The organism is Acetatifactor aquisgranensis, assembly GCF_943193215.1.
GTDB classification, from domain to species: domain Bacteria; phylum Bacillota; class Clostridia; order Lachnospirales; family Lachnospiraceae; genus Acetatifactor; species Acetatifactor aquisgranensis.
The window spans coordinates 61,978-78,739 of record NZ_CALPDH010000013.1 but is presented as its reverse complement, the minus strand read 5'-3'; the positions used below and the strand labels follow the sequence as shown (position 1 = coordinate 78,739).

Annotated in this window: 18 protein-coding genes; 1 reads left to right on the top strand and 17 read right to left on the bottom strand. The window is 52.5% G+C overall.

Annotated features, from left to right (window positions below):
* Positions 1-24 precede the first annotated feature (24 nt).
* The 9 genes from NFS35_RS12810 to NFS35_RS12770 form a co-directional block, all read right to left on the bottom strand.
* Complete coding sequence (locus NFS35_RS12810) at positions 25-1,206, bottom strand: EpsG family protein (RefSeq protein WP_251207520.1); 1,182 nt, start codon at positions 1,204-1,206, stop codon at positions 25-27.
* Positions 1,207-1,989 (bottom strand): glycosyltransferase, encoded by a 783-nt coding sequence (locus NFS35_RS12805; protein WP_251207519.1) that lies wholly within the window; start codon positions 1,987-1,989, stop codon positions 1,207-1,209.
* Positions 1,990-2,026: 37 nt separating this feature from the next.
* Positions 2,027-3,106 (bottom strand): YveK family protein, encoded by a 1,080-nt coding sequence (locus NFS35_RS12800; protein WP_251207518.1) that lies wholly within the window; start codon positions 3,104-3,106, stop codon positions 2,027-2,029.
* 1 nt (position 3,107) lies between these two features.
* Positions 3,108-4,565 carry an exopolysaccharide biosynthesis polyprenyl glycosylphosphotransferase gene (locus NFS35_RS12795; RefSeq protein ID WP_251207517.1) on the bottom strand — a complete coding sequence of 486 codons (1,458 nt, stop codon included), beginning with the start codon at positions 4,563-4,565 and terminating at the stop codon, positions 3,108-3,110.
* A gap of 18 nt (positions 4,566-4,583) precedes the next feature.
* Positions 4,584-5,342, bottom strand: coding sequence for a glycosyltransferase family 2 protein (locus tag NFS35_RS12790; protein WP_251207516.1), 759 nt, complete (start codon positions 5,340-5,342; stop codon positions 4,584-4,586).
* A gap of 42 nt (positions 5,343-5,384) precedes the next feature.
* On the bottom strand, positions 5,385-6,233 hold the full coding sequence (locus NFS35_RS12785; protein ID WP_251207515.1) for a hypothetical protein: 849 nt from the start codon (positions 6,231-6,233) through the stop codon (positions 5,385-5,387).
* Positions 6,230-7,156, bottom strand: a complete 927-nt coding sequence (locus tag NFS35_RS12780; RefSeq protein ID WP_251207514.1) for a DUF6077 domain-containing protein — start codon at positions 7,154-7,156, stop codon at positions 6,230-6,232. Before NFS35_RS12780 ends, NFS35_RS12785 begins: the two co-directional genes overlap by 4 nt.
* A gap of 169 nt (positions 7,157-7,325) precedes the next feature.
* A complete protein-coding gene (locus NFS35_RS12775; protein WP_251207513.1) occupies positions 7,326-7,703 on the bottom strand; it encodes a sporulation initiation factor Spo0A C-terminal domain-containing protein in 378 nt (125 codons plus the stop codon).
* 130 nt (positions 7,704-7,833) lie between these two features.
* Positions 7,834-8,763, bottom strand: coding sequence for a glycosyltransferase family 2 protein (locus tag NFS35_RS12770; RefSeq protein ID WP_251207512.1), 930 nt, complete (start codon positions 8,761-8,763; stop codon positions 7,834-7,836).
* Positions 8,764-8,940: 177 nt separating this feature from the next.
* On the opposite strand from NFS35_RS12770, the gene NFS35_RS12765 reads away from it, so the two are divergent.
* Positions 8,941-10,098 carry a DUF3048 domain-containing protein gene (locus tag NFS35_RS12765; protein WP_251207511.1) on the top strand — a complete coding sequence of 386 codons (1,158 nt, stop codon included), beginning with the start codon at positions 8,941-8,943 and terminating at the stop codon, positions 10,096-10,098.
* A gap of 26 nt (positions 10,099-10,124) precedes the next feature.
* On the opposite strand, the gene NFS35_RS12760 is transcribed toward NFS35_RS12765, so the two are convergent.
* The 8 genes from NFS35_RS12760 to NFS35_RS12725 are packed head-to-tail and all read right to left on the bottom strand — an operon-like array spanning position 10,125 to position 16,724.
* Entirely contained in the window at positions 10,125-10,388 is a 264-nt protein-coding gene (locus tag NFS35_RS12760; RefSeq protein WP_251207510.1) for an HPr family phosphocarrier protein, read from the bottom strand.
* Positions 10,389-10,410: 22 nt separating this feature from the next.
* The gene (glmM, locus tag NFS35_RS12755) at positions 10,411-11,760 is read right to left on the bottom strand and encodes a phosphoglucosamine mutase (protein WP_251207509.1); all 1,350 of its coding nucleotides are present in this window, start codon (positions 11,758-11,760) and stop codon (positions 10,411-10,413) included.
* A 3-nt stretch (positions 11,761-11,763) separates the two neighbouring features.
* Entirely contained in the window at positions 11,764-13,041 is a 1,278-nt protein-coding gene (locus NFS35_RS12750; RefSeq protein WP_251207508.1) for a CdaR family protein, read from the bottom strand.
* Complete coding sequence (gene cdaA / locus NFS35_RS12745; RefSeq protein ID WP_251207507.1) at positions 13,019-13,909, bottom strand: diadenylate cyclase CdaA; 891 nt, start codon at positions 13,907-13,909, stop codon at positions 13,019-13,021. Before cdaA ends, NFS35_RS12750 begins: the two co-directional genes overlap by 23 nt.
* Positions 13,910-13,950: 41 nt before the next feature.
* Complete coding sequence (locus tag NFS35_RS12740; protein ID WP_251207506.1) at positions 13,951-15,072, bottom strand: hypothetical protein; 1,122 nt, start codon at positions 15,070-15,072, stop codon at positions 13,951-13,953.
* Between the two features lie 23 nt (positions 15,073-15,095).
* Positions 15,096-15,488 (bottom strand): hypothetical protein, encoded by a 393-nt coding sequence (locus NFS35_RS12735; protein ID WP_251207505.1) that lies wholly within the window; start codon positions 15,486-15,488, stop codon positions 15,096-15,098.
* Between the two features lie 11 nt (positions 15,489-15,499).
* Entirely contained in the window at positions 15,500-15,907 is a 408-nt protein-coding gene (locus NFS35_RS12730; RefSeq protein WP_251207504.1) for a flagellar protein, read from the bottom strand.
* A 37-nt stretch (positions 15,908-15,944) separates the two neighbouring features.
* Positions 15,945-16,724, bottom strand: a complete 780-nt coding sequence (locus NFS35_RS12725) for a ComF family protein (protein ID WP_251207503.1) — start codon at positions 16,722-16,724, stop codon at positions 15,945-15,947.
* Between the last annotated feature and the right edge of the window lie 38 nt (positions 16,725-16,762).

Genomic DNA, 16,762 nt, shown 5'->3' with positions numbered 1-16,762 from the left:
ATTTCCTCTCTTTCTGCCTGTCTCTCACAGCGCGCTGATTACGCCGCTGTCATCAAAAATCCAGTTCAAATATGGCAGCAGCCTTACATCTATCGCGTACATTCCCTTTAAGAGCAACAGGAAATAGCATCCAAACGCTACTACCACCCCCGCACGGCACAGCCTGCGCAGTCTCTTCCAGGGCATCTGCGCCAGAAGCTCCGGCACCAGGAATATCTGAGATATGATCATATAATATCCTATTCTGGACACCTCCGGAATAAAGGAACCACAGCAATAGACCGTCAGCCCGAACAGATTCAGAAAAAAGTAAAAGCGGTTCGCCAGATTCTCCCTCAGGCTCTGTCGATAGCAAATCAGGCAAAGGATCAGCACGCTGCCGCATTTCAAAATATTGGCATAGGAAAGCTGCCCGTCGTCAAATACGGAATTTCGATAAAACGGGTAGAATAAAAAGATGATTTCCCGGTAAAGATTCTGCCCGAATACAAGGCTGCAGAGGAAAACGGTGCCTGCCGCATAATGCCATTTTTTCAGAGGAGCTGCCGCAAGGAAATGCGCCGCGAGATATACAGGAATCACCAGCAGGATGGACTTGTGGAACATAGCCCCCGCCAGTATCATCAGAACAAACTTCCCATATTCGCTCCGGAGCACATATTTCATGGAAAACAGCGCAATTGCCAGCGCCAGATAATATCTGACGGAATTCAGGCTGTTGAAATAAAATCCTCCTGTCATCAGTAAATACAGCGAAAACGCAAAATGCCTTCCCTGATCGTGCAGAGCCCTTACGAAGAACCAGACTGTCACGATGGAAAAGAAAGCAAATACAGGCACATATTTATCATAACCAAACACGCCCTGTATCCATTTTACGATCATATTGAAGCCAAACTCCGAGGCCACATGGCGCTCTTCCGCAATCAGGTTGAAATTGTCCCGGTACACCCAGTAGTCATTGCCCACCGCGATCCGGCAGGCGGACACTCCTGTCAGGAGGCAATAGATTGCGGCCACCGCAATTCGGTTCCTGACCTGCCGCCGTTCGCACAGCCCGTTTCCGCTCCCCGCGCCGGGAGGCCCCGGATACCTGCGGCCCCCTCTGATATAGTCGGGCACATAGTCCTGATTGTCCACGCACAGCCCAAAAGCCACCGTAATTACAGTCAACAGGATATAAACCAGCGCACTCCACTCCATCATCTATCCCTTTCCCTGCGATTCCTCTCCATCCCGCATCCACCGGAACGCCTGCCCCAGAGGCACCTCGGCGCACAGCTTGTCCCGATGCGCCAGCAGGAACCTAAGCGCCATGGCCCACGCCATCTTTCCGTACAGATAACGGTACAATACCCCTTTGTCCCGGAAAAATTTCTCATCATAGCCGGAAAACCATGTGGATTTCCCGGAAATCTCCCGTCCGATGGTGACGGGCGCCGTATACACAGAATAACCCTTATCCATGAATTCTTTTAAGAACAGGCTGTCCTCGCCGCTGCCATATCTTGCTCCGCCGCCGAACAGCAAAGAAAAAGTCACCCCGGAGGAAAACAGGCTCTTTCTGCGGACAGCGAAGCTCACCGCTCCGTATCTGCCGCAATTGTACCAGCGGACCCGCCTGCGCTCCGTGATATGATAGGTCCTGCGGGCCTCCTCCACTGTGATATTGAAGAGTATCATATCCGCCTGGCGGTTGTTCTGAAATTCCGCGGCTATTTTTTCCGCGTATCCAGGCTCATACACAATATCCGCATCCGAGAAAAGACAGATATCGCCGTCCGCCCTGAGGATCGCCTCATTGCGGCTCCTGCCCACGCCCCTGTCCGGAAAGGAAAAGAACTGCACCTGATACCCCTTATATGCTATTTTCTCAAAATCCAGCCTGTCGCACTGATTGATGATGACCGCGTCCGATTCCAGCCTCATACGCTCCAGAAGCGCTTTCGGTTCTTCATTCATGACAGATGCCAGTACCTGAACCTTCATATCTTTCTCCCCGTCCGTATGCCTCAGCCTTTCTGGTTCATATCTTAAGAAAGTCGTATCTCCGAAGCAGCTTCTCATCCGCATCCCACAGGATTGCCGCTGTCACCTGGCAGTCCTGCTGTTCCAGGTATTCCAGGACCCGCTCGAACATCCTGCCCGCATGACTCCCCGCCTTTACCGCCAGCAAAATGCCCTCCGCCTCCCTAAGCTGCTCTGCAACCTGAGGATTCTTCAGCGGAGACAGAACGGCGGACCACTCTCCGCAGATGTCGGGGCATATCTCCTGAAGGCGCTTCAGCACCTCTTCCGAATCCAGCTCCTCCTGAACCGGACAGACCGCGACCGCAGCAGCTTTTCCGGGACTTTCCTTCGGCACTTCCTCTTTTCGGAAAAAATACTTTATGTTTTCACCCAGTTCTTTGCTCTCTATGGTCCCTGCCGCCTTTACGCCATACCGCTTCCGGATAGAGGCAGGCAGCCAGATGCAGTCATCCCCTGTCTCTTTCAAAAGCAGAATCACGATTACGGAAAAGCAGGACAGAATTGCGCCGAAGACGGACACTCTCCTCACCCTGAGGACCGGGCGTACCTCCTCCGCAGCATCGCCCGGGTCTATTACCGTAATGTAGTCAATCTCGCTTACTTCCTCTGCCAGTTCCTGCACCATGGCGGCTTCCACGGCACGGGCTATCGCCACGCTCTTTTCCGGGCTGGCCGTAGTGACCGTCGTGGAGGGCAGCCTGAGATCCGAGAGCACCCGGGCATAAATCGACTCCGCCAGTTCCTGGCTGCTTATCCCCTTCACGCCAGCCTCCCCCAGGTAGTCCTCTACTGCGTCCAGAAACATCCGGGACTGCATATAGGTATTCCAGCTCATCTCATTGATATACACGCTCATAATGTCTTCCACACTGTCCACCGCATACTCCACCCGGTAGGAGGACGTGGCCGTATATATCTTTTCCCCCTGCAGAAGCACATTTTTCACATAATATCCGCCGCCGATAAGCAATGTGCCCAGAACCGTGACGGCTATGATGAGCGGCAGCCGGTATGCCAAACGAAGTACTGTCAGACGCAGGTCAAAGGGTTCTTTCCCGTAATATCCTTTCCACATATCATTCCTCATCCTTTTTGTCCTGCCTCTCCTGCTGCTTTTTGCGCTCTTCCCGCAAAGCCGTAATCTGCTCCGCCTCCACGCCTTCTGTGCTGTCCGGCCAGAAGAGAATCTTCAGAGTCAGCAGCATCAGCTTGATATCCAGCATGACAGAATAATTTTCGATATAAGTCAGATCCAGCTTCAGCTTGTCGTAAGGGGATGTATTATATTTTCCATATACCTGCGCAAAACCGGCCAGCCCGGCCTTCACCTTCATACGACAGGCGAACTCCGGCATGACCTCCAGATACTGGGCAATGATTTCCGGCCGTTCCGGCCTGGGGCCGATGAAAGACATGTCCCCTCTCAGGATATTTACTAACTGCGGCAGCTCGTCCAGCCTGCATTTCCGGATGATTTTTCCCACAGGCGTGATGCGGTCGTCGTTCTTCTGAGCGAGCCTCGCCACGCCGTCTTTCTCCGCGTCCGTCCGCATGCTCCGAAATTTCATGATATAGAATTCCCTCTGATTCAAGGTACAGCGCACCTGCTTGTACAAGACGGGGCCGCCGTCATAGAGCTTAATGGCAAGAGCCGTCAGCAGCATAAAGGGAGATGCCAGCGCCAGCAATATCAATGCGCCCGTCACATCGATGCATCTCTTGATGATCCGCTGTTCTATGGTGAGGCTGTACTCACGGGTCAATAACATGGGGCTGTCAAACACATGGAGCTCCTCTGCCCCCATCAGTATCACATCCGTTATCTTGGGCAGCAGGTAGAAGCGGATGGAATGCCCGTAACAGAATTTAATCAAAGGCGTCCTGTCCGCCACGGAGATGTCCCCCAGCACCACGGCATTGCACTCGCCGCTTTCGTAGGACTCCTGAATCGTCCTGCAGACAGCCTCAAAGCCCTCCTCCACATGAATGGTCCTGGTGATGATATATTTGTCCTTGCGGAGCGCAAATTTGCTGCTGATATTCTCTATGGGCCTGTCCCCATGAATCAGCAACAGCCTGCGGGGCGGGAAAATGGCGCGGTAGAGGCGGTTGGCCACATTGATGTATATGATTACCACAATCGTCTGTTCCACCATCATGAGAATGAACACGTCAGGGACAAAAGGCTGGGCGGCCATCACGGAAAGCTCCGCGTATATGAAGATATTAGCCATCAGGGTGGCAAAGACCTGGGAAAAAATCAGCTCCACGTTCTTAAGATAGCCCAGGCGGATGCCTCCGTACATGGAGGACAGCAGAATCAATACCACTCCATAGATAGAGACTTCCAGCACATGGCCCTTGCCCTGGAAGTACCGCAGCGCTTCCACCACGCTCCAGCGGAACTGCATCTGCCACCAATAGGCAAATATCGCGATCTCCAGTCCCAGGCACACCGTAGTCAGCCCCAGATTGATCAGCCTCTTGAATGTCTCCAAATGTCTCAGTTTCTTTTCATTGGTACTCAGATTCACAATAAATCCTCCCCATCACTACAGTCTTCTTCTGACTGCCCTGATTGCCCAGAAACAGAAATGCCATGCGCTGCGGGGCAGGCTCAAATTTTCGCATCGCCGGTAGAGATGCCAGATGCGCCGCAGCGCCTCCAGCTTGTTGGCCGAAAGCGTATTGTCCGAGCGCCTGTAACGCACCAGATTCTCATCCAGCCCATAAGCAGTATACCCGTTTCTCAACACCCGGAACCAGAGCGCGGTGTCCTCGCTCTTGACTACCGGCATCTCCAGCTGTTCTCTGTCAATTTTCTCGGTATCGAACATGACCGTAGTCGTAAAAATCGTTGTATTGCTCAAAGCCCTCCTGTAACACAGTGTCTCCGGCACATGTACCACCTTCCCTGTGCCTCTGCCCTGCTCATCTGCGAATTCATAGCCGGTGAAAGCAAACGCGGCCTCTTTTTCCCGCAGAAAGCGCAGTTCCTTTTCCAGCTTTTCAGGCACCCACAGATCATCCGCGTCCAGATAGGCGATATATCTTCCCCGGGCCTCTTTCAGTCCTCTGTTCCTGGCCCTGGCGGCCCCCATGTTGGAGGGCTGGCGAATCAGCCGTATCCTGGAGTCCTCCCTCTCCTCCATACAGCGCCCTATCACCGCCAACGTTCTGTCGCTGCTGTTATCCTCTACCAGCAGAAGTTCCCAGTTCCCATAAGTCTGTGCCTCCACACAGGCAATGGTTTCCCCGATATATTTCTCTACATTGTATACAGGCACGATGATGCTGACCAGCCCATCCATAGCTTTCCTCTTTTCCGGCAATCTTATCTCTCAAATCCTGTCCTAGAACAGCGTAAAGGCGACATAGTCCCCAAGTGTCTGCACCTCTGCGCCCATGGCTTTCTCTATCCTCTCCGACATATCTGAGGGTATCCCCGCGGGAAGCAGCAGACAGTTCACGCCCATTTCCACTGCCGTCTCCACCTGTTTCTCCAGCGTGTCCAGCATTTCTTCCTTGTCCGCCTCAGGCATCCAGATCCAGGAAGCCTGCTCGGCCCACGCCATCCACTGACATAAATCTTCCGCTTTCCCGTCATAGGTATCATAGGCATACGCGTTCAGCCACGGATCCCACATATTTCTTCCATAGGCAAGCCGAAGGCGTCCGTCCGCCTCTCTGGCGTACTCCAGGATTCTCTGCGGGGCAAGGAGACAGATATCCTCCCGGGACCATCTCTCCGAAAGCATCCCGACTACCTCATAGGCCTCGTCCTTTTCCGCATTCGTCTCTGCCCGGGCTTCCATATCTCCACCCAGATCCCCGCAGAACAGCATGGCCATCAGCAGCAGCAATGTCACAGGCAATCCCCTGCGCCAGTTTCCCTGCGCTTCTTTCCAGTGTCCTGCCAGGAACAGTGTGAGGCCATATGCTGTCACGGCCGTCACGGGCACCATACTCCATATCCACTCATAATCGTAAAATTTCGTCTGATATAACATCAGGAAAGCAGCTGTCACAGGCACGATACAGCATGCCGCCGCTACAGTGGTATAGAGCAAAAGAGCCCTCTGCTTTTTTTCCTTTTCGGCAAACCACCAAAACAGCAGAACCGCCAGCAACAGCGCCACTATTTTCCCGCTGCCCTTGTAACCGACCCATCTAAGGCTCGCATTTTGAAGGAGCTCCGTCATTTCACGTCCCCCTTTTCTCCAGCGCGTGCAGTCATTCCCCTGTCGGCCATGCCCGGAATCCTCCGGCAGATTATCCTTGCCGCCGTCATCCCTGCCGCCACCGCCAGACAGACGCCGCATCCATACAATGTCCAGACTATACAGCCCTCAGCTGCAGCACATAATAAGATGCCGAACCATTTCCGCCGCAGGCACAGGGACACCACCCAGGGCAGAAGCACTCCCCCCCGGACAGCCACACCGCGCCAGCCGCAGCAGAGCAAATCAAATCCTTCTATTCCGTAACGGTAGGATCCCACCCACAAAAGAAGCGATACCAGCAACAGAAAACAGGCCCGTTTCCTGCCGTCCTCCGCGAACAATGTCCTGCCCAGCAGAGAAAAGGAAAGATAGCTGCCAAGCAATACCGCCATGGGAACAATCTTCTGAACCACCAGCGCCGGCGGCAGTCCTGTCCATTTGCAAAGGCTGCCATACAGCGTGGGCAGGCACAATATCTTCAGCCGGGACGGCATTCCTTCTGTATATGGCATTCCTGTCATGGGATTGACCTGGTAAATCCTGTCACAAGTCAGGAAGCTCTCCACTGTCTCCACGGTCATGTCGCCTTTTCTGTAGATAGCATTCCCCATACCAATGAAAATAAGCTGTGAAATTACTATTAGCGCAAACATCGCGTATAAAAGCTTCTCTGTGCCGCTCACACGCGGTTCCCCCGCTGATTCCGCAAAAATATCCTTCCACCGCACTGCCAGAAATCCCACTCCCGTAATCAACAGCGCACACAGCAGAATGGCAAGCAGCATGGCGCAGTCCGCAAAAGACCGTTTTAAAAAAACACCTGTCAGATGCGAAATCTCCGCCAGGCCGATAATGGCAATCTCTCCTATAATCAGATAATCCCCGAAAGTATTTTTCTTCACGCCGCAAAAACTCCTGTCCGGCCCGGTTCCAGCCTCCATTGTCTTGAATAAGGACATTCTACCACACTTATCCGGCAAAGTCCACAAAAGCAGCCGGATTTTCACCCGGCTGCCTTTCATTCCCGCAGTAAGAAGCGTTTCTATCTTCTGTTGTTCCTTCGGTTCAGACCTACATAGCCTTGATATCCAGCCGGACTTTGTCCGCGATGCGGGCTATGTACTCACTGTTGGTAGGTCTGGTTCTGCCTGACGACGCGGAATATCCGAACATTTTTTCAAAGGTTTCCACATTCCCTCTGTTCCATGACACCTCGATGGCATTACGAATAGCACGTTCTACTTTCTGGTCTGTTGTCTTGAATCTTCTGGCAATTGCCGGATACAGCAGTTTCGTCACGCTGGTCACTACCTCCATATCCCTTCCGGACAGAAGAATGGCGCTTCTGAGGTAGTGGTATCCCTTCAAATGTGCCGGAACTCCTACATCTAGCATGATTTCCGTAATGTATTTTTCAAGATCACAATCTTTTACTGCAGTAATCTCCATATGAATTCCCCTTTCTTATGTTGACTGCTGCTTGCTTACTACGATGAACATATCACATTCTACCACAAAAATCCGCATAGGAAAAGACTTAAGACCGCTAAGAATTCGTTAAGACTTTTTATCAACCTCCCTAGAAACTCTCCCGCACAAGATAAATGGGGCGCTTTTTCACCTCCATATAGGTCTTTGCAAGGTATTGGCCCAATATTCCCGTGCAGAAGAACTGTACGCCGCTGGTCATCAGGATGATGCACACGAGAGAGGGCCAGCCCGATACCGGATCGCCGAATATCAGCTTGCGGACAATGATGAACGCAATCATCAGAAAGGCTACCACGCAGAAGAACACCCCCATCACGGAGGCCAGCATCAAAGGCACTGTGGAAAAGGCACAGATTCCGTCTATGGAATACAGGAACAGCTTCCAGAAATTCCACTTGGTCTCTCCCTTCAGTCTCTCCACATTTTCATATTCAATCCACTTGGTCCGAAAGCCCACCCATCCGAAGATTCCTTTGGTAAAGCGGTTGTACTCCTGCATGGACAGGATGGCGTCCACCATCTGTCTGGTCATCAGCCGGTAATCTCTGGCGCCGTCCATGATCTCCGTCCTGGAAATCTTCTTCATGAGGCGGTAGAACATCCTGGCGAAAAAGCTCCTGACCGGAGGCTCTCCCTTTCTGGAGACCCTTCTGGTGGCCGCGGAATCATATCCCTGCTCTATAAAGGAGAACATTTCAGGCAGCAGGGACGGAGGATCCTGCAAATCCACATCCATCATCACCACATAATCGCCTCTGGAGTTCTCCAGTCCGGCATAAATGGCCGCTTCTTTCCCGAAATTTCTGGAAAATGAGACCAGGTGCACTCTCTCGTCCTTTCCCCGCAGCTTCTTTATCTCGGAAACCGTCCCGTCCCTGGATCCATCGTCCACATAGAGCAGCTCCAGCTCTATTCCTTTTTTCACGAAAAAGGGCTCATTCTTCATAAGCTCTTCATAAAAGAAAGACACATTCTCCTCTTCATTGTAGCAGGGCACGATTACTGTCAGCAGGCTCATGGGTTTTTATCTTTCCTTCCATCATGGTATTTTGGCTTTAGTATACCTTTTTCCTCTGCAATCTGCAAGATAAAATAATGGATATCACTGGTTTATTTCTTAATTTTTCATCAATTAAGTGACTGCCGTCATCTTTTGTGGTATAATGTAAAGTCAGATACCATAGGAGAATACATTATGAAGAAAATAAAAATCAGCATTCTTTTCCTGGCTGTGCTTGCAGTCCTGGCGGCCTGCGGACAGGAGGATGCGCCCGCGAATCCGATTGTTTCGGAATCCAGCGAGCCTGCGGTCCCGGATACGCCCCAGATATCGCAGCCGTCCGATATCCAGCAGCCTGCCTCCCCCTCAATCGTGATCGAGGATGATTCCGTCCCTCCCAGGGAAGGCATGGTGCGCAGCCGCCTGACCAACGAATGGGTGGATGTGGCCGTGGCCGATACCCGCCCCATAGCGGTGATGATTCCCAACGAGGCCAACGCCATCCCCCATTACAGCCTGTCAAAGGCCTCCGTCGTCTATGAGGCCAATGTGGAAGGCCGCATGTCCAGGATGATGGCTGTCTTTGAGGACTGGAAGAACCTGGAGAAAATCGGAAATGTCCGCAGTCTGCGCACATATTATATGTACTGGGCTTTTGAATGGGATGCCTTTATCGTTCATTTTGGCGGTCCGTTCTTCATCAATGACCTGATTGCCGCTCCCAACACGGAGTATATCGATGGCAATCTCGACTCTGATGCCGGCGCGTTTTTCCGCTCCTCCGACCGTCCTGCGCCCCACAACGGGTATGCCACGGGTTCCGGTCTGCTCAATGTCATCAATCAGAAAGGGTATTCCCTGAACTACAGGGACCTGGCAGAGTCCAACCATTTCCGGTTTGCCAGCAAGCTGAATCCCAACACGCTGAGTCAATATGGCACCGAAGCCAAAAACGCTACCTACATCGACATGTCAGGCTGCTATCCCCTGACCAGATGCTATTTTGAATTCAATGAGCCGGACGGCCTCTATTACCGCTCCCAGCATCTCTCCGGCAGCACTGACGGCCCTCACGTGGACGCAGGCGGAACCCAGCTTTCTTTCAAGAATATCCTGGTACAGTCTATCCGCTACGACGAGCTGGGAGAGGGTTATCTGTCTTTCCAGTGTCAGGATACTACCCGGGAGGGCTGGTACTTCACAAACGGAAAGGGCATTCATGTCAGATGGGAAAAGACCGGCGACTATGGAACCACGAGATATTATGACGACTATGGGAACGAAGTCATTTTGAATACGGGAAAGACCATGATATGCATCATAGAAGAGGATGACAATTTCACATTCAGATAAAAAGGCGCCGCATACGCGGCGCCTTTTTATTCACCTAACCCGTTTTCCACAGCCCTCACCAGCGAGTCCAAAGCTTCCTGCTCGTCTTCCCCTTCACAGAAGAATTCGATTTCATCACCGCTCTTCACACAGGCCCCCAGCACGCTCAGCACGCTCTTGGCGTTGGCCGTACTCCCTCTGAACTGAAATGTGATCAGAGACTTGAACTGCATTGCTTCCTTACACAAAATCCCTGCCGGTCTCAGATGCAAGCCAGTAGGATTCTTGATTACTACTTTCTGACTTACCATTTTTATCCTCCAATCTGTTTCTCTAAAACATCACATCCTGTATCAGCGTGGCCAGCTTCTCTGCCTCTTCCCGGATAATCCGCTTATCCTTGCCCTCTATCATGACGCGTACCAGCGGCTCCGTGCCTGAAGGCCTGATCAGTACTCTGCCCTCTCCGGCAAAGGTCTTTTCCAGTTTCCGGATGGCTTCGGCAATGACCGTATATTCCATGTACTTCTCTTTCTTGTGGTTGGCCACCTTGGCGTTCACCAGCGCCTGGGGCAGCACCTCCATGATGCCCGCCAGTTCCGACAGGCTCTTTCCGGTATCCGCCATGACCTGAAGCAGGTGCAGCGCGCTGAGCAGGCCGTCACCGGTGGTATTCTCATCCAGGAAAATGATATGGCCCGACTGCTCTCCGCCCAGGCTGGCGCCGATTTCCTTCATACGCTCCAGCACATACCGGTCGCCTACTTTCGTCTGCTCTATGGTGAGCCCGTTCCTTTCCCCCATCAGGAAGAATCCCAGATTGCTCATGATGGTAGCCACGATGGTATTCTCTTTCAGCTTCCCGTTGTCCCGCATATAGTTGCCCACAATGGCCATAATCTGGTCGCCGTCCACGATTTCGCCGTTTTCATCCACTGCCAGCAGTCTGTCCGCGTCCCCGTCGAAAGCGAGTCCGATCTGAGCCTTTTCATACACTACCCTGGCCTGCAGCTCAGCCATATGGGTGGAACCGCAGTTGGCGTTGATGTTGGTTCCGTCGGGATTGTTGTGAATCGCGACCACGCAGGCTCCCAGCTCTTTTAAAGCCTCCACTGAAGTATAGTAGGAAGCCCCCTCCGCACAGTCCACTACAATTTTCATCCCGTCCAGCGCCACGGGCACTGACTGGATCGCGTGATTGATGTACTCCTCCCTGGCATCGGTGCGGTATTTTACCTTTCCCACGGCAGTGCCTGTAGGGAATTTCACCCCCGGCATGTTGTTCTTCATCAGGCTTTCGATTTCGTCCTCCAGTTCGTCGGGCAGCTTGTAGCCATTTCCGTCAAAGAACTTGATTCCATTAAACTCCACCGGGTTGTGCGAGGCGGAAATCACGACTCCCGCATCCACTTTGTACTTCTGCGTCAGGTATGCCACCGCAGGAGTAGGCATGATGCCCACATAGATGCAGTTGGCCCCTACGGAGCATGCCCCTGCCATCAACGCATTTGCCAGCATGTCACCGGAAATACGTGTATCACAGCCTACCATAATGGTAGGTTTGTGCTCTTTTTCCCTGGTCAGGACACAGGCTCCCGCCTGCCCTAACTGCATGGCCATCAGAGGAGTCAGTTCTTCATTGGCAATCCCCCTTACGCCATCTGTCCCAAACAATCTAGCCATTCCTTATTCATCCTCCAATTTGACGATATTCACTCTCACAGATATCTCATTCTCGGCGCTGACACCGTCAGGCAGCGCGATGCTTACCGGAATTTCGTATCCTCCTGTTGTAAGTTCCTGCATATTCCCGGCGGTCATCCATGCGCCTATATCAATCGTACCCTGTACCGTGTTCTGGTTCACAGCCGCCATAGCCTCATCCAGACCGGATATCCTCACTCTATATGTCTCATTCTCTTCCGTAAATCCCCATTCATATCCTTCCGGCAGATTGACCAAAGTAATATTTCGCTGGGAAAGCACCAGCGTCCTCTCCACCACCGGTTCGATATGGACAGTGACCGTCACCCTTCCGTTGAAGCTGCCGTCTGCCAGGCTGGCATTTTCCAGATACTTCCTGATATCGACGACCTTTTCCACATTGCCGCTTTCACCCGTGATGTCCAGCTCTTTCTCCGGTATGCTGATTTTACTGATTTCCGCCAGGGCAGAGGCCGTCCCGGCCAACATCACGCTGGACGGCTCACATTCCACCACGCCGGTAGCAAGATACCCTTCCTCAGGAGCACCGGCAAAAGCCGCCTCCACCGGAACTTCCTTGGTGGCCAGCACCTGCACCTCCACGTGCATGCTGTCCGCGTTCTTCACGATGTCAGAGTCGTCCACCACCTCTCCCTCCGCATCATAGAAATGAATGTCCGCGTTTCCTGACACATTAGTGGTGGCGCCGGTCACGTCGATTTCAATCCCCGCGTTCCTGATGTTCTCCACCACGGACTGGGGACCGGTGATCTCTATGCGGGTCTGATCCAGCTTCGTGTTGAAAACGATATACCCTTCCGCCACGTCTCCCCTGGCGTCGCAGCTCACATTGACCCACTTGCTGGCCTTTTCCTCCACATTCAGCAGCACGGCGTCCCGACTGCCGGTGATACTCAATATCTCTATATCGTCATTCAGCACCCGGAAGCTGATGGGTATGGTATTCACCTCCGTCAGCCTGCTCACATCGGCTTCCGCCACGATATCGGACGCGTTCAGCTCCTGCACCACATTTCTGGGCGCCTCCACCGTGACCCGGATCCTGTCCGAGCTCTCCAGAACTTCATAGAATTTATTTCCCTTTTCCAGCAGTTCCGTATTGATCAGGTTTACCTGTATATTAGAAAAGGACACGGAATCTTTCGGGTTGTTCGCTATGACCACCAGGAACCAGAACACAATGGCAAGCGCGATGGAAAGCAGCTTCAGCCCCAAGTTATTCAGTATCTTTCTTTTCACCTTTCGCCCTGTTTTTTCCTCTCCGTTTGTGTATGCCTTTTGCATCCTCTTCTCCATTCAAATCCATAATCTGCCGCATTTTGTCACGCAGCTCCTCCGCTCCCAGATGCCTTTGCAGCTCGCCTTCATAAGCCAGGCTGATGCCGCCCGTCTCTTCCGATACGATCAATGTCATGGAATCCGTCGCTTCCGATACGCCTACGCCCGCCCGGTGCCTGGTGCCCAGCTCCTTGCTCAGGCCCAGATTGTCGGACAGGGGCAGATAGCAGGTGGCATAGGTCACCCTGTTGCCCCTCACGATGACTGCACCGTCATGAAGAGGTGTATTATGCTCAAAGATATTGATGAGCAGCTGGCTGGTCACAACTCCGTCCACTTCGATGCCGGTCCTCTCGTAATCTTTCAAAGACTCTTTTCTCTCCACCACAATTAGGGCACCGGTCTTCACCTTGCCCATCTCCACGCAGGCCTTTACGATTTCACCTACCGTCTTCTCGGAAAATGTCTCCTCCATCTTCCGGGAAGAATTGGAAAACGATGGCAGGAAATTCTTTTCCCCCAGCTGCTCCAGAGCCTGGCGCAGTTCCGGCTGCATGGCCACGATGACTGCCGTCACCGCAAAACCCAGCACGTTCCGGGTCATCCACATGATAGTGGTCATCTGCATCAGGTCCACTACCAATACGAACAGGAAAATCACCACCAGGCCCCGCAGCACCCTCCAGGATCTGGTAGTCTTCATCCACGCCAGGATAGAATATACCAGAAAGGCTATGATCAGGATTTCCAGCACATCATACAAATCAATGGTGTTCGCGTATGTTTTGATATTTTTCAGGTATTCATTTGCTGTCTCAATCCACTGCATCTCATACCAACCTTACTTTTGGGGCCTGTTTGGGCCACTCTTCATATTTCTTCCAGATTATCATCCGGATCCATCTGCCTCTCGGCATTCCCCATAGTCATGCCCCGCTGCCCCTTTCGGGCTCCGCTTCGTCCCTGGGGGCGCGCCGCCCTGGAACCGTTCCTGTCGGAGGGCGTCCTCTGGGTCTCAACGCTCCGGCCCGGCTGCCGGGACATCCCCGGCTCCGATTCCCCGCCTCGCTGGGAGTTGATTCTCTTCACTGTCTTAGTGGGCACGGCGACTGTCATCTTTGGGACAGCCTTCACATAATAATAATATTCATCATCCTCAAACTGCACTTTCTCCGTGCGGCTGTAGTCCACACAGAAACGGAAGAACTCCAGCACCTTGGCCACCACTATGGCCAGAAGAGAGCCTAAAAGCACGCTTCCCACAGAGAGGTTGACATCATAGAGCAAATCCCCTATCAGAAGCAGGACCACATTTATCATGGCTCCCGCCACCATGGCGATAGTCCAGGAATAGTCCACGGACATCCTGCGAATCAGATAGACCACCAGCACAGTGAACGCAAATGCCGCGATCATCACCAGCATGGCCTTGTTCCCGACGATGCTCTCCACCATCATCCGCACTTTCTCCAGGATTGCCTCATCCCCCATGGTCCGGATGTTGGGCGCGCTGTCAATCACTGTCTGCAGCAGATAGAACACGGCTATGCCGCAGCCCACGGACACCAGCGAAGACGGTCCGCACAACAGCCCCACCGCAATCGGAACCACATAGGGAATCTTAAAAGCGAACAAAAGGGGCGTCAATACCACCACCAGGGAATCCTTGGGGCTGAAGCGGAAAAACAGCAGGTACATAATCAGGTACATGCACAACCCCACCAACGCCACTTCCATGGAGAGCGCATACATATGCATCAGGCTGAATACCGCCGCAATCAGGACCATCAGCCCGAGCGGTAAAAACGAGCAGGCCAGGGCGGTAATCAGCTCAATCGTCATATCATCGATCCGCGTCATATAGCCCATCCTGCTATTGAGTGTGTTGAAAACGATAAAGGCAAGCAAAAATTTGAAGACCGGTATGATGAAAGCCTCATATTTGCTGTAAATCAGCTTTATCCTTTCCTTCATTTCCAGTAAAACTATCATTCTGACCTCCAGCTGCGATTCCTCTACTGCGTCTCATTATAAAGGGAACTCAGCTTTTTTAAATTATGATAATAACATTTCAGACTTTTCTTGGCCATGGCATACCTCCAGGTGCAGACGCTATACGTAAGCACCGCGTAGCCACCCACTATGGCGACAAAATACGTCAGTACATCCTTGGCGAACGCCAGCAGATCCATCTTGTACAGATTCTCCATAAAATCCTCGAAATTGCACAACATATAGAGACCGAACATAATCCCGAATGCTATGATTGCGCAGACTACAGCCTTGAGAATCTGCAGCGCGATATAGTCACTGCGGAAATAATTTCCTATCTTGACGTTTTCCCTGCCCTCTCCCTTCTCATAGGAAGCCATACGGGTCATCAGGATGATGCGTTCTTCACTGAGCATTGAAAGACCTCCTATTTCAAAAACCTCATCTTCGCGCTGTCTCCCTGGTTCTTTTCAGGCTTCAGATCCAACGGCTTATTGATCTTGATGGCATCCTGCAGATCCCTGGTCATATTCGCCTTGCACTTGTCGCAGAATCTGCCGCTGCGAATGGACTGTCCGCAGGATTCGCACTTCAGATACATCGCGGAACCCTCCGCCAGCTCCAGGCGCTCCTCTCTGAGCCACTGGCGAATCTGACCGGCATCCACATCACAGGCTTCCGCCACCTCCTGGATGCCTACTCCTTTATTCTCCCGGATATAGTCTTTCACTTCCTGGAACTTCTTCTCCACCTTGTCGCGGCAGGCAGGGCAAATCACCTGACCGGCCACATAATTGAAAATACAACCACAGCTTCTGCAATTTCTCACATTCATAGTATTCTCCTCTGTGCCTTTATGCACTATTCTTATTTCAAATACCTGCGCCGCTTGCCAAAGCAATGAAACAGACCACCTCAACGCCGGACGCTTTCAGAACCCCTGCCGCTTCGTCCATGGTGCTGCCGGTAGTATAGATGTCATCCACAACTACCACTCTCTTTAATTTTACATCATTTCGCGCTATATTAAAAGCCCTTTTCAAATTATTTTGCCGTTCTTTCGGATTTTCATATTTCAGGGGCGCGGTATTTTTCACTCTGAGCAGAAAATCCCTGTATACAGGTATCCCCATGCGCTTTTCCACGGCTTCCGCCAGCAGCTGCGCCTGATTATATCCCCGTGCAGCCATCCTTTTCCGGTGCAGGGGGATGGGGATAAGGGCATCCGGCCGGACGCTCCGGATGAAATCCCCCAGATACTCTGTCAGCTGCTCCCCATAAAAATCCGAGTACTCCCGTCTGCCGCCGTATTTGAACCGATAGACAGAGGCTGCAGCGCTCTCGTAGGAATACAGCGCCCTGCCTCTGTCAAACACATGGCTTTTCCGCCTGCAGTCAGCGCAGAACTCTCCTTCTTCCGCCAGCTTTTTCCCGCATTTCATGCACCAGGGCGGCGTCAGGAGCCGCAGCCTGCCCAGGCATTCCAGGCAGATTTTCTCTCCCGCCGGCGTCACGATGCCGTCGCAGGCCGGGCAGCGGAGCGGATAGAGGAGCTGCAGCACGCCCTCCCAGGCTTTTGCCGCCGCCCTCGGTCTCATCCTTGCAATGGCCCGCTTTTGTAGCTCTGTCGCTTTTTCCGTTCTCCTTGTCATGGTTCCTCGAATCCTCCTGTTCCGGGAACCTTCTCCGA

Bases quoted from the DNA above. Each gene is read 5' to 3' on its own strand.
- NFS35_RS12805 (WP_251207519.1), bottom strand. From the start codon at position 1,989: ATGAAGGTTCAGGTACTGGCATCTGTCATGAATGAAGAACCGAAAGCG.
- NFS35_RS12760 (WP_251207510.1), bottom strand. From the start codon at position 10,388: ATGGTAAGTCAGAAAGTAGTAATCAAGAATCCTACTGGCTTGCATCTG.
- NFS35_RS12725 (WP_251207503.1), bottom strand. From the start codon at position 16,724: ATGACAAGGAGAACGGAAAAAGCGACAGAGCTACAAAAGCGGGCCATT.
- NFS35_RS12765 (WP_251207511.1), top strand. From the start codon at position 8,941: ATGAAGAAAATAAAAATCAGCATTCTTTTCCTGGCTGTGCTTGCAGTC.
- cdaA (WP_251207507.1), bottom strand. From the start codon at position 13,909: ATGCAGTGGATTGAGACAGCAAATGAATACCTGAAAAATATCAAAACA.
- NFS35_RS12785 (WP_251207515.1), bottom strand. From the start codon at position 6,233: ATGACGGAGCTCCTTCAAAATGCGAGCCTTAGATGGGTCGGTTACAAG.
- NFS35_RS12775 (WP_251207513.1), bottom strand. From the start codon at position 7,703: ATGGAGATTACTGCAGTAAAAGATTGTGATCTTGAAAAATACATTACG.
- NFS35_RS12740 (WP_251207506.1), bottom strand. From the start codon at position 15,072: ATGATAGTTTTACTGGAAATGAAGGAAAGGATAAAGCTGATTTACAGC.
- NFS35_RS12790 (WP_251207516.1), bottom strand. From the start codon at position 5,342: ATGGATGGGCTGGTCAGCATCATCGTGCCTGTATACAATGTAGAGAAA.
- NFS35_RS12735 (WP_251207505.1), bottom strand. From the start codon at position 15,488: ATGCTCAGTGAAGAACGCATCATCCTGATGACCCGTATGGCTTCCTAT.
- NFS35_RS12770 (WP_251207512.1), bottom strand. From the start codon at position 8,763: ATGAGCCTGCTGACAGTAATCGTGCCCTGCTACAATGAAGAGGAGAAT.
- NFS35_RS12730 (WP_251207504.1), bottom strand. From the start codon at position 15,907: ATGAATGTGAGAAATTGCAGAAGCTGTGGTTGTATTTTCAATTATGTG.
- glmM (WP_251207509.1), bottom strand. From the start codon at position 11,760: ATGGCTAGATTGTTTGGGACAGATGGCGTAAGGGGGATTGCCAATGAA.
- NFS35_RS12810 (WP_251207520.1), bottom strand. From the start codon at position 1,206: ATGATGGAGTGGAGTGCGCTGGTTTATATCCTGTTGACTGTAATTACG.
- NFS35_RS12800 (WP_251207518.1), bottom strand. From the start codon at position 3,106: ATGTGGAAAGGATATTACGGGAAAGAACCCTTTGACCTGCGTCTGACA.